Annotated in this window: 10 protein-coding genes, 1 tRNA gene and 3 pseudogenes; 3 read left to right on the top strand and 11 right to left on the bottom strand. The window is 69.1% G+C overall.

Annotated features, from left to right (window positions below):
- Positions 1-779, bottom strand: a 779-nt coding sequence (locus tag U9977_RS08195; RefSeq protein ID WP_322748591.1) for an ABC transporter ATP-binding protein, incomplete at its 3' end; no start/stop codon positions are given.
- Between the two features lie 413 nt (positions 780-1,192).
- Between U9977_RS08195 and U9977_RS08190 the strand changes: the two genes are divergently transcribed.
- Positions 1,193-1,265 (top strand) — tRNA-Lys (locus tag U9977_RS08190).
- A gap of 289 nt (positions 1,266-1,554) precedes the next feature.
- Here U9977_RS08190 and U9977_RS08185 read toward each other — a convergent pair.
- A complete protein-coding gene (locus U9977_RS08185; RefSeq protein ID WP_416210514.1) occupies positions 1,555-1,974 on the bottom strand; it encodes a DUF6119 family protein in 420 nt (139 codons plus the stop codon).
- Positions 1,975-2,010: 36 nt separating this feature from the next.
- Between U9977_RS08185 and U9977_RS26875 the strand changes: the two are divergent.
- Both U9977_RS26875 and U9977_RS26870 read left to right on the top strand, forming a co-directional pair.
- A pseudogene (locus U9977_RS26875) lies at positions 2,011-2,515 on the top strand (transposase); the annotation flags it as partial.
- Positions 2,516-2,589: 74 nt separating this feature from the next.
- Positions 2,590-2,791 (top strand): annotated as a pseudogene (locus U9977_RS26870) (hydroxypyruvate isomerase); the annotation flags it as partial.
- A gap of 40 nt (positions 2,792-2,831) precedes the next feature.
- Here U9977_RS26870 and U9977_RS08175 read toward each other — a convergent pair.
- The 9 genes and pseudogenes from U9977_RS08175 to U9977_RS26865 all read right to left on the bottom strand — a co-directional run.
- A complete protein-coding gene (locus tag U9977_RS08175; protein WP_322748589.1) occupies positions 2,832-3,680 on the bottom strand; it encodes an ATP-binding cassette domain-containing protein in 849 nt (282 codons plus the stop codon).
- Between the two features lie 5 nt (positions 3,681-3,685).
- Positions 3,686-4,729, bottom strand: a complete 1,044-nt coding sequence (locus U9977_RS08170) for an ABC transporter permease (RefSeq protein WP_322748588.1) — start codon at positions 4,727-4,729, stop codon at positions 3,686-3,688.
- 67 nt (positions 4,730-4,796) lie between these two features.
- Positions 4,797-5,786, bottom strand: a complete 990-nt coding sequence (locus U9977_RS08165; RefSeq protein WP_322748587.1) for a sugar ABC transporter substrate-binding protein — start codon at positions 5,784-5,786, stop codon at positions 4,797-4,799.
- A 149-nt stretch (positions 5,787-5,935) separates the two neighbouring features.
- A complete protein-coding gene (locus U9977_RS08160) occupies positions 5,936-7,432 on the bottom strand; it encodes a CoA-acylating methylmalonate-semialdehyde dehydrogenase (protein WP_322748586.1) in 1,497 nt (498 codons plus the stop codon).
- Positions 7,433-7,538: 106 nt separating this feature from the next.
- Positions 7,539-9,440 (bottom strand): 3D-(3,5/4)-trihydroxycyclohexane-1,2-dione acylhydrolase (decyclizing), encoded by a 1,902-nt coding sequence (gene iolD, locus U9977_RS08155; RefSeq protein ID WP_322748585.1) that lies wholly within the window; start codon positions 9,438-9,440, stop codon positions 7,539-7,541.
- The gene (gene iolB, locus U9977_RS08150) at positions 9,437-10,348 is read right to left on the bottom strand and encodes a 5-deoxy-glucuronate isomerase (RefSeq protein WP_322748584.1); all 912 of its coding nucleotides are present in this window, start codon (positions 10,346-10,348) and stop codon (positions 9,437-9,439) included. The genes iolD and iolB overlap by 4 nt, the downstream gene beginning before the upstream one ends.
- On the bottom strand, positions 10,345-11,247 hold the full coding sequence (locus tag U9977_RS08145; protein ID WP_322748583.1) for a hypothetical protein: 903 nt from the start codon (positions 11,245-11,247) through the stop codon (positions 10,345-10,347). The genes iolB and U9977_RS08145 overlap by 4 nt, the downstream gene beginning before the upstream one ends.
- A complete protein-coding gene (gene iolC / locus U9977_RS08140; RefSeq protein WP_322748582.1) occupies positions 11,237-12,208 on the bottom strand; it encodes a 5-dehydro-2-deoxygluconokinase in 972 nt (323 codons plus the stop codon). The genes U9977_RS08145 and iolC overlap by 11 nt, the downstream gene beginning before the upstream one ends.
- Positions 12,205-12,350, bottom strand: a pseudogene (locus U9977_RS26865) (inosose dehydratase); the annotation flags it as partial. The pseudogene U9977_RS26865 and the gene iolC, both read right to left, overlap by 4 nt.

Here is a 12,350-nt window from a genome sequence, read left to right as displayed (position 1 = left end):
GTCCGGGCGACCAGGGAATGCCCGTCGCGGCCTTCGAGTACCCGTTCGAGCAGGTGCGCCGCGAGGTCGGAGTCCGGGGTGCGCAGGGTGACCCGACCGGTCGGCCCGCACAGCGCATCAAGGGAGTCGTGGGCGACCAGTTGGCCGTCACAGATGATCGCTGTCTCGGTGCAGAGCATTTCGACCTCCGAGAGCAGGTGCGACGACAGGAAGACGGTCGTTCCCTCGGCGTTCAGCTCGAGCAGCAGGTCGCGGACCTCCCGAATGCTCTGCGGATCAAGCCCGTTCGTCGGCTCGTCCAGGATCAGCAGACGAGGCCGGCGCAACAGGGCCGCGGCGAGACCGAGGCGCTGCTTCATCCCGAGCGAGAATCTGCTGATCGGTCGGTCGTCGATGTCGCCGAGCCCGACCCTGTCCAGGGCGTCCTCGATCCGTCGCCGGCGGGAACGCCGAGCACCGCCCCTGCCTGCGGCGTCGAGCGCGGTCAGCTCGACCCGGGCGGACAGAAAGGTGTGGAACGCGGGCGCCTCGACGAGAGCGCCGATCTTGGGTAGTACCTGCCGGGAATGACGCGGCATGCTCCGGCCGAGAATCTTGACGGTGCCGGCGCTCGGGCGCACCAAGCCGAGCAGCATCCGGACGGTCGTGGACTTACCCGATCCGTTCGGGCCGAGGAAACCGAACCGGTCACCGGTCGCCACCTGGAGGTCGAGGCAGTCCACCACGGTCCGGTGCCGGTAGCGTTTGGTCAGGCCGTCCGCGTGGATCGCGAACGTCATCCCGGTTCTCGCGTGATGTCGGCAGGCTCGAGCCGTCGGATGATGGCGCTTTGTCGAACGATGGTGACAGCGCCGGGCACGGGGCAACCACGCGTCGCGATCGGCGGGTCGACCGGACCAACCGCCAGCGCGTCCAGCGGACGCCGGCCCGACGCGTGGCGGCAGGATGATCGGGAGGTAGGCACTGTGCCTACCAGTAAAGCGGGGTCGTCCCATGGCATCGACAGTCGGGTCGGACGCGGCCCGCGTGTCGCGCCAGACCGATCAAGGCATGCCGGACGGACCCGCATACATGCCCTGCGGTCGCCAGGTCATTCACCTGTCGCCCGCCGCATCGCGCAGCTGTCGCATCGCGCATCTGTCTCATCCTGGCATCGTGGCAGGTCGGTTCGACAGGTACGATCAGGGTCCGCGGGCCGTTAGCTCAATAGGTAGAGCAGCAGACTTTTAATCTGCGGGTTCAGGGTTCGAGCCCCTGGCGGCCCACATCCGATCATGGTTGTGACCTGCTGTGATCTCGCTTTCTTGATCCCCCCTGGAAGATCCTCTGGGGGTTATGGGCTCAATGCGGGCTCAAACCGCACGATCTTGTTCGTCGGGTGATCGTGCGGGCTCAACACCTTGATCCATTTGGTGACGTTGCGTGCCTGACCATGAGGTAGCTCACGATCGGACTGGATTCGCCCTGGGCGACGTGTCGAAGTGGTGCCGGCTGTGGACGCTGTGCAGCCTTTACCTGTCCATAGCGCCAGGCACACCAGTTGGGCCGTACGCCTTACCAGTCGGCTTCGTCCGGGAAATGGAGGCGATCTCCAGACGCGTGCCCATCCCCTGCAGCAACGTCGCCGTGTGCAGCAGCGAGACCTTCGCGAAAGCGAACAGAGAGTCGGGAGTCAGCGGCACCCCGTCCTTGAGGACGGATGCCGTAAACAAGGGTCGGTGAGCTGAACGACGTGTCCAGAGGGTGGCCGGGAGCCAGTTCGTCGAGCTTGGCGAGGAACTTCTCACGGGCTCCCAGGTCGTAGCGCAGGGTTTCGATGGCGACACGGCCCTGCGCGAAGAGGTGGTTCAGCGGGGCGGTCCCGTCGGCCTTCTTGACGCAGATGAGCTGGCCGGCGGGCCCGAGCGCGTCGGCGATTTCGAGGCCACCTCCGCGCAGACGCCTGGTGCGCACGGTGTCCTTGTCGAGCAGCACGTACCCGTCCTGGGCTGCGATCTGCCTGTTGTAGGGTTCGGAGTGTCGGTTCCCACGGCACACCGCCGCTTCCAGGCCTGGACCCGAGCGAGGGTCTGGTCGCGGCTGCACCAGGAGATCCGGGACGTCCACGGCGGCGCCGGTGGGGTCGACTGGTCGTCGGTGATCGTGAACGCAGCCAGCCTGCGCGCGAAAAAAGGGGATCCCTGACCGGTCCAGACCCGGTCGACCGCGGCAAGAAGGGCTCGAAGATCCATGTCCTGGCCGACACGGCCGGGCTGCCGCTGGTCGTCGCGGTCTCGGGGGCGAACCTCAACGACAACCAGGTCCTCATCCCGCTGGTCGCCAGCATCCCGGCGATCCGTTCCCCACGCGGCCCCCCGCAGACGGCGGCCGGACAGGCTGTACGCCGACAAGGGCTGCGACTTCCCGGACCTGCGCCGTTTCCTGCGCCGCCGGCACATCACCCCACGCATAGCCCGCCGCGGCATCGAGCGCCGACCGCCTCGGCCGACACAGGTGGAAGATCGAACACACGATCGCCTGGCTCGGCGTTCACTGGGCATCATCCCTGGTCGGCGGTCAGCCTCACCTATCCCGCGATCCGCGTATCGCGACGGCGACCTCGTCGCGCTCGTCGAGCGGGCCGGGACGGCCATCGGCGAGGCGCAGGTCGCCGATGTGCCGGTCCGCTGCGAGCCCCAGCGCGGGCGAGATCCACTACCCCGCGGTACCCCACGCGCTCGCGCGGATGGGGTACCGCAGCACCATTGGCCTGGAGGGGTACGCCGCCGGGGACGACCTCGATGCGCTGGAGGCATCCGCGCGGCCTTCACCGTCTGCTCGCGCTGGACCGGTCAGCCGAGGGTTTTCGTCTCCTCGAGCAGCTCGTGGCCGACTTCCACGGCATGGGCGGCGGCCTGCTCGAGCTCGTGGCCGAGCTCCTCCAGCTCCGCGCCGCCGGCCATGAGCCTGGTCAGCTCGTCGAGCTTGATCTCCGACTTCGCGAAGTCGCCCAGGCTGCGTCCCCGCTTCAGCAGGAGGAACCGGTCGCCCACCGGGTAGGCGTGGTGCGGGTTGTGGGTGATGAAGATGACGCCCAGGCCGCGGTTGCGGGCCTGGACGATGTACTTCAGGACCACCCCGGCCTGCTTGACGCCCAGCGCGGAGGTGGGCTCGTCGAGGATGAGCAGCCGCGCGCCGAAGTACACCGCGCGGGCGATGGCAACGGACTGGCGTTCTCCGCCGGACAGCGTACCCACCGGCTGGTCGAGGTTACGGATGTCGATGCCCATGTCGGCCATCTCCTTCCGCGTGATTCGCTTTGCCGCTTCGCGGTCGAAACGCCGTAGCGGCCCCCAGCCTTTCGTCGGCTCGGATCCGAGGAAGAAGTTTCGCCAGATCGCCATGAGCGGAACCATCGCCAGGTCCTGGTATACGGTGGCGATGCCGGCGTCGAGCGCTGCCCGGGGCGAGGAGAAATGTGTGGGCTCGCCGTCGAAGAGCAGCTGTCCGGCGTCGGGCGAATGGACGCCGGACAGGATTTTTATCAGGGTCGACTTTCCGGCTCCGTTGTCGCCGAGTACGCACGTCACCTCACCGGCCCGGACCGTTGTGGACACATCCTTCAGGGAGATCACGCTGCCGAAGTGCTTGGAGATGTTCTGGATCTCCAACAGCGGCGCGCCGGCGGAGTCCTGCTTCATGTCCACTACCTCCGGTTCTTGCTGGCATAGCGACGGACGAACTGGTTGGCCAGCACCGCGAGCAGCAGCATCGCACCAAGGAAGAACTTGAACCAGTCCGCGTCCCACCCGGCGTACACGATGCCCTGCGAGGTCATTCCGAAGATCAGTGCGCCGACCGACGCGCCGATGACGGAGCCGTATCCGCCGGTCAGCAGGCATCCCCCGATGACCGCCGCGACGATGAAGATCAGTTCCTGGCCGATGCCGGCCTGCGCCTGGATGGACGTGAGGCGCAGGACCTCGGTGTTCCCAACGAACCACGCGCCGGCGGAGGTGAGCATGAACAGCGTGGTGGTGGTTCTGCGTATGGGCACGCCCACGTTCGTGCTCGCGGTCTCGTCGCCCCCCACAGCGAAGATCCAGTTACCGAACCGGGTCTGTAGCAGGAGGTACGAACCGAGCGCGGTGAAAACCAGCCACCACACGATCGCGATCTGGAAGTTCGTACCGCCGATCGAGACGGTGCTGGCGATCATCCGGTGCACGCCCGAGTATCCTGGCACTGAATCCAGGCCGCTGACCTGGACGGTGTTCGTGACGGCCTTGGTGACCCCGAGGTTGAGGCCCTGCAGCATGAGGAAGCTGCCCAGCGTGATGATGAAGCTCGGAAGCCCCGTACGCATGACGAGATACCCGTTGGCGAATCCGATAGCGAGCACCAGCGCCAGCGAGGCGAGCATCGCCGGGTAGAGGTTCCAGCCGTAGTGGGTGGTGAGCAGTCCGGTCGTGAGGCCGGCGGTTCCGGCCTGCACGCCGGCCGAAAGGTCGAAGTGACCGCCGATCATCAGCAGGGCGACCGGGACCGCCATGATGCCGAGGGTCGACGCCGGGTCCAGCCAGTTCGCGACGCCGCTGGTCGACCGGAAGACGTTCGACTGGAACGCGAAGAAGACGAAGACGACGATCGCGCCGATCAGCGATCCCAGCTCGGGTTTGATCAGCAGCCTGCGCGGGAGGCCGACGCGAGCGATACGCTCGTCGGCCGCGGGTAAGACGGTGGTGGTCATGGTTCCCTTCCCGAGGAGCACCGCCGTCGGGGAGAGCCGCGCGGCGGCCCTCCCCGACGGTCGTCCGCTAGCGGGTACCGGCCCTCGCGAGGGCCAGGATCGCGCCCGCGTTTTCCTTGGTGACGAAGCTGGGGCCGGTCAGCACCGGCTGGCCCCCGCCGAGGGTATTGCCGTTGGACTTGTAGAGCGTCAGCATCACGATCGGGAGGTAGCCCTGGACGTAAGGCTGCTGATCCACCGCGAAGGCGATCTTTCCGCTTTCCACGGCCTGGGCGACGTCGGCGCTAAGGTCGAAGGTGGCCAGAGTCGCCTTGGAGCCAGTCTGCGCGATCGCCGTTTCGGCGACCGCCGCGACCTGGCCGCCCAGCGTGAGGACGCCGTCGATGGAGGGATCCTGCTGGAGCTTGGCCTTGATCGTGGCCTCGGCCCCCTGCAGGTCGTTGTTGTCGACCTGGATGTTCTCCGTCGTGCCGCCGAGGCCCGCCTCGGCCCCCGCGCATCGCTGCTCCAGCCCGACGTTGCCCGCTTCCTGGATCACGCACAGCAGCTTCTTGACGCCCGTCGTCTTCAGCCGCTGGCCGACCGCGGTGCCCGCGACCGTCTCGTCCTGGCCGACGTGGGCCAGTGCGCCGAACTTGCTGGAACGGGACTGACCCGAGTTGATGGTGATGACCGGGATACCAGCCGCCACCGCCCTCTTGATGGGTGCGGCCAGGGCGTCCGGGTTCGCCATCGAGACCACCAGGCCGTCGACCTTCTGGTTGACCGCCGCGTCGATGAGCTGCCCCTGCTTCTGCGGGTCGCCGTCACTTTGGTAGCTGACGCTCACGCCCTCGTCCTTGCCGCCATGCTGGGCGCCCGCCTTCACGATGCTCCAGAAGGAGTCGCCGACGCCGCCGTGGGTCACGACCGCGAACTTGTACCCGTATCCGCCGGAACCCGAGCTCGAACCGCTCGCGGTGGCTCCGCTGTCCGAACTGGAGCCGCCGCAGGCGGTCAAGCCTAAGGCCATCGTCACGGCAATCACAATCGAGGCTCGGCGTCGTGAGAATTTCATTGCTTCTCCCTCGTTTTTCGCCAAGCGTCCACCGATGCTTCCCGTCCCGGCGCCTGGCAGCGAATAGTGGGTTACCCGACCCGGCAGGAACCGGGCAGTCAAGAGGCGGCCGGCCGTCCAGCCGGTGAAGTATGAACCGCTCCCTTCGCCTAGGTGGCGGTCGGAAAGTGGAAGCTGGCCTGGACCCCGCCCGCGGGACGGGGCCAGCGGGAGGTGACAGCCTTGGCTCGCGTGTAAAATCGGACGCCCTCGGGCCCGTGGATGTGGGAGTCGCCGAAGAGCGAGTCCTTCCAGCCGCCGAAAGAGTAGTAGGACATCGGAACCGGGATCGGCACGTTCACGCCGATCATTCCGACCGTGACCGCGCGCTGGAATGTCCGGGCCGCCTCGCCGCTGGCGGTGAACAGAGCGGTGCCGTTCCCGTAGGGGTTGGCGTTAATGAGGTCAATCGCCTCATCCAGGGTGTTGACGCGGACGACGACGAGGACCGGGCCGAATATCTCCTCGCGGTAGACGTCCATCGCGGGCGTCGCGCGGTCGATCAGGGTGGGTCCCACGAAGAACCCGTCTTCGTGGCCGGCGACCGCGAGATCCCGGCCATCGACGACGAGCGTCGCGCCCTGGTCGGCCCCGGACGCGACCAGCCCGATGATCCGCTCGCGGGCGGCGGCGGTGACCACGGGTCCCATATCGACCCCGGCCGCGGTGCCCGGTCCGACCCGGACTGACTCCGCCTTCTCCCGCAATGCCTCCACCAAGGCGTCCGCGACGTCGCCGACCGCCACCGCCACCGAGATTGCCATGCAGCGCTGCCCGGCGGATCCGAACGCGGCGGCGACAAGGTGGTCGGTGGCGAAATCCAGGTCGGCGTCCGGCAGCACTACGGCGTGGTTCTTGGCCCCGCCGAGTGCCTGGACTCGCTTTCCGTTCCGACTCGCCGTTTCGTGGACGTACCGGGCGATGGGCGTCGAACCCACGAAGGACACCGCCGCCACGTCCGGGTGGCCCAGGAGCGCGTCGACCGCCGTCTTGTCGCCATTGACGACGTTGAAGACCCCATCTGGCAGACCAGCCTCGGCCCACAGGGAGGCCGCGAGCAACGAGGCCGACGGGTCGCGTTCGCTCGGCTTGAGCACAAACGTGTTGCCACAGGCGATGGCCACCGGATACATCCACATCGGCACCATTACCGGGAAGTTGAACGGCGTGATACCGGCGACAACACCCAGCGGCTCGCGGAAGGAGAACAGGTCGACTCCACGCGAGACCTGGTCAGAGTAGGAACCCTTGAGGAGTTCAGGTATTCCGCAGGCGTACTCCACGACCTCCAGGCCGCGCTGGACCTCGCCAGCCGCGTCCGAAAGCACCTTGCCGTGTTCATCCGAAATGATTGCGGCCAGCTCGCCCATCCGCGCGTTGACCAGTTCACGGAAGGCGAACAGCACCTTCGTTCGCGTGCTCAGCGAGGACTGCGACCATTCCACGAAGGCATCCGCCGCCACCCGCACCGCGTTGTCGACGTCCGCCGGGGTGGCGAGGACGACCTGCGCCTGGGCCTCGCCCGTCGCGGGGTTCCAGACGGTTCCATGACGGGCGGACGTGCCGGGTGTCGGCTTCCCGCCGATCCATTGCTCAATGGTTCTCACATCGAGGTCCGTTCCGTTGCGGATGATCGTTGAGGTGGAACGCGGGTGGACAGCAATGCGGACGGCCCTGCCCGCGCGAGCCCGGGCGCCCGCGCGGGCAGGAGCTTCAGAGGAACGGCCGCTGGTTCACCTTGTTGGCCTCGTATGACTTGCGCGCCTGGCGGGTGGAGTCGAGCTCGGCGACCTCGGCCACCGGAACGTCCCACCAGGACTCGCTGCTGGGCGCCGGGACCAGCGGGTCGGTCTCGACGTGGACGAGGACCGGCCCCGACCGCGGCCCCTTGGCCTGTCGCAGCGCGTCCCGGAACTCGTCGATCGTCCGCGCCCGCAGGACCTCGACGCCTAGGCTGGCGGCGTTGCCGGCGAGATCCACCGGCAGCACGTCGCCGTCCAGCCGGCCGCTGTCCGGGTCGCGGTAGCGGTATCGGGTGCCGAACCGCTGGGCGCCGACCGCGTCGGACAGTGCGCCGATCGAGGCGAATCCCTGGTTCTGAACCAGGACAACAATGATCTTGATGCCTTCCTGGACGGCCGTGACCAGTTCCTGCGCCATCATGAGGTAGGAGCCGTCCCCGACCATGACGAAGACATCGCGGTCCGGCGCGGCGATCTTCGCGCCGAGCCCACCGGCGATCTCGTAGCCCATGCACGAGTAGCCGTACTCGACGTGGTAGCCCTTGGGATCCCGGGTGCGCCACAGCTTGTGCAGGTCACCCGGCATCGAGCCGGCCGCGCACACGACCACGTCCCGTGGGTCCGCCACCTCGTTGACGACGCCGATCACTTCGGACTGGGCCGGCACCGGGGTGTGGCGCAGGGCGTAGGCGCGCTGCACCGTCCCGTCCCACTCGGCGGCGAGCCGCCCTGCCAGTTCCCGGTAGCTGTCCGCCACCGACCACCCCGACAGCCCCTCCGTCAGGGCCCGCAGCGTCTCGCGGGCATCGGCGACGACCCCGACCCCCGCGTGCTTCACCGCGTCCAGCGTGGCGACGTTGACGTTCACGAAGCGGACGCCGGGATGGGCGAACGCGGTCCGCGACGCGGTGGTGAAGTCGCTGTAGCGGGTGCCGATGCCGATGACGACATCGGCCTGCCGCGCGATCCGGTTGGCCGCGGTGGTGCCGGTGGCGCCGACGGCACCGAGCGCGAGCGGATGGTCGTAGCGCAGCGACCCCTTGCCGGCCTGGGTCTCCGCCACCGGGATGCCGGTGGCCTCCGCGAACACCCGCAACTGTTCGGTCGCCTCTGCGTAGATCACGCCGCCGCCGGCGACGACCATCGGCCGCCGCGCCGCTCTGATCACGTCAAGGGCGCGGATGAGCGCCGCCGGCTCCGGCACCGGCCGGCGGACGTGCCACACCCGCTCGGCGAACAGCTCGACCGGCCAGTCGTGCGCCTCGGCCTGGACGTCCTGGGGCAACGCCAGCGTCACCGCGCCGGTCGTCGCCGGGTCCGTCAGCACCCGCATCGCGCCGAGCAGCGCCGACGACAGCTGCTCTGGCCGCCATACGCGGTCGAAAAACGCCGACACCGGCCGGAACGCGTCGTTGACCGACACGTCGTAGCCGCGCGGGTCCTCCAGTTCCTGCAGCACTGGGCTGGCCACCCGGGTGGCGAACACGTCGCCCGGCAGTAGCAGCACGGGCAGCCGGTTGATGGTGGCCAGCGCCGCGCCGGTCACCATGTTCGTCGCGCCTGGGCCGATCGACGACGTGCAGGCCAGCGTCGACAGCCGGTTACGCATCCGGGCGAAGGCGGTCGAGGCGTGCACCATGCCCTGCTCGTTGCGTGCCTGGTAGTACGGCAAAGCACCGGGCGTGCGCAGCTCGGCTTCCAGCAACGCCTGGCCGATCCCGGCCACATTGCCGTGCCCGAAGATCCCGAAACAGCCAGCGAACAGCTTGTGCCGGACGCCGTCACGTTCGCTGCGCTGGGCCGCCAGGAAGCGCACGAGCGCCTGGGCAACGGTGAGCCGAACCAGGCCAGCGCCCTCCAAGGTCACAATCACAGTAGCCTCCCCCGGCCTGTCGGTGTCATGGGTAGGCGCGGGTCGATGTCGGCCACGCCCCACGTCCTCCGCACCCACGCGTGCGCGGGGTCATCACAGATCAGCCAGGCACGCTCCGGCCCCGGACCGGCCATGACGTTGAGGTAGTAGAGGTCGTAGCCCGGGGCCGCCATGGCCGGGCCGTGCCAGCCGTGCGGGATGATCACCACGTCGCCGGACCGCACCTCGGCCAGCAGATCGGCCGGCCGCCGCGGCGTGCCGTAGACCCGCTGGTACCCGGCGCCGGGACCGGCCGGACCCGCGGCGACTTCGAAGTAGTAGATCTCTTCCAGCTCGGTCTCCCCCGGGCGCTGTTCGTCATGCTTGTGCGGCGGGTAGGACGACCAGTTCCCAGCCGGAGTGAGCACCTCGCAGGCAATCAGACGGTCGGCGTCGAAGCTCTCCGGCGTGCAGAAGTTGTTGACCTGCCGGGAGCAGGAGTCGGCCCCTCGCAGCTCCACGGGCACGTCGGCGGCGGACACGTAGCGCGCCGGCAGGGCACGGCGCGCCACCGCCGATGGGAACGCGAACCGGCCGCCCTGCCGGCTGCGCACCGTCGCCACTGCGTCTCTGGGCAGGTAGACGAAGTCGGTCGGGCCGTCGAAGACGTCACCGCGCCCGGCCAGCTCCCACCGGGTTCCGCCATGCTCGACCTCGCAGGAGCCGGACAGCGGAAGCACAATCGTCTCGCGGTCGTCGGTGCCGAACGTCCTCGACTCGCCCGGCTCCAGCCATAGGACCCGCAGCCCCGAGAACTCCCAGCCGGCCCGCTTCGGGCCCAGATCCAGCCGCCAGTCGCCGTCACCGAGCGTCCCTGCTGGGATGTGCCAGCCCCCGCCGTCCCCGCGCCCGCCAGCACCAGTACTCATGCCGACACCTTTCCTAGTGCTGGCCGGACGAGCTGGGCGGCGCCGGCCACCGCCGCCGCCACGTCTCCGCCAGGCGGGTAGAGCAACGCGCGGCCCACCACCAGGCCCCGCACGCCGGGCAGCGTCAGCGCCCGCGCCCAGGAGGAGTAGGTCTCCTCGATCGCCCCGACCGGATCGCCACCAAGCAGCAGCGTCGGCAGCGTGGTGGCGGCCATGACCTCTTCCAGCCCGTCCACCACGGGCAGCTTCAGCCAGGTGTGCGAGGTGGTGGCGCCGAGCCCGGACGCCACCGCGACCGACTTCACCACCGCCGCCACGGTGAGGTCGTTGTGCAGCCGCCCGTCGACACGGCGCGAGATGAACGGCTCGAGCATCGCGACCCGGCCGAGCCGGGCCAGCTCGGTGACCGCCCGACCACAGGACTCCAGCGTGCGAACCGTCCCCGGATCGGCCAGGTCGATGCGGCAGAGCATCTTCCCGCCGTCGAAGCCCATCGCCGCGATCGTCGCCGCGTCGTAGCCGGTGAACCTGTCGTCGAGCTCGAACACGGCGCCCTGTAGCCCGCCCCGGTTCATCGACCCGAAGACGACCTTGCCCTCCAGCGCCCCGAGCAGGAGCAGGTCTTCCAGTATGTCCGCGGTACCGAGCACCCCGTCCACGGAGGGGTCGGCGAGCGCGGTCATCAGGCGGAGCAACAGGTCGTCCCGGTCGGCCATCGCCGTAGCGTCGCCTCGCACCCCCAGCGCGCCGCGGGCCGGATGGTCGGCAGCCAAGATCAGCAGCCGGCCGGAGTCGTTCAGCAGGGGCCGCCGCGTGCGCTGGGCGGCCCCCTCCGCGACGGCTCCGGGATTACGCGCGCGCATCTCGCGCAGCTCCCACAAGCGGTGGTCAGACAGCATCGGCGTACTCCTCAAGCCTTGCGGTGACCTCGGCGGTCGTCGGCATCGCGGTGGAACACTCCAATCGGGTGGCGACGATCGCCCCGGCCGCGTTCGCGAAGCGCACCAGCCGTTCCAGCGGCCACCCGGCCAGCAGGCCGTGGCACACCGCGCCACCGAAGCCGTCGCCAGCCCCGAGCCCGTTGACGACGGTGACCGGGATTGGCGCAACCTCGACCCTCTCGGTGGCCGTCGCGGCGAGCACCCCCCGCGGGCCCCGTTTCACGATCGCGAGTTCGACGCCGGCATCGATCAGCGCCGCCAAGGCCGCCTCCGGGTCACGGGTGCCGACCGCGACCTCGCATTCCTCCAGGTTCCCGACGGCGACCGTCACGTGCGGCAGGGCGGCCCGGACCTGCTCACCCGCGGCCGCCGCGGACGGCCAGAACATCGGACGGTAGTCGAGGTCGAGGACGGTGTGGGGCCGCCGTCCGCGGGCCTGCCACGCGGCGTGATGCGCCGCCCGGCTCGGCTCCTGCGACAGCCCGGTCACCGTTGCCCAGAAGACCCCGGCCGAATTGATCGCCTCAAGGTCCAGCTCGGCCGGCTGGATCTCCAGGTCCGGCGCCTTCGGGTAGCGGTAGAACCAGATCGGGAAGTCGTCCGGCGGGAAGATCTCGCAGAAAGTCACCGGCGTGGGCAGGTCGGGCACGGTATTGACGAAGGTGTTGTCCACGCCGAGCCGGCGCAGCTCGCTATGCAGGTAGCGGCCGAACGGGTCCGCGCCGGTGCGGGTAATCACCGCGGCCCGCCGGCCGTGCCGGGCCGCCGCGACGGCCACGTTGGTCGGGCTGCCGCCGAGGAACTTCCCAAACGTCTCCACCTCCTCCAGCCCGACGCCGACCTGGAGGGGATAGACGTCCACCCCGATCCGGCCGATCGTCAGGACGTCGTACGGCGGCCGCGGAGCGGGCGCGCTCATGCCAGGCCTCTCAGGTACTCGACGCTGGCGCGGACATCCGCGAGCGGTCCGGGCTCGCCCGGAGACGGCGCGGCCGGCAGGATCGTGTCCTGTTCCAGCACGTACCAGCCCTGGTAGCCGACCTCCTCGAGCGTCGCCACGA

Origin of the sequence: Protofrankia sp. Cas8 (genome assembly GCF_963555845.1) — a bacterium.
Lineage (GTDB): Bacteria > Actinomycetota > Actinomycetes > Frankiales > Frankiaceae > Protofrankia.
This window is presented reverse-complemented; position numbering and strand designations above follow the sequence as displayed.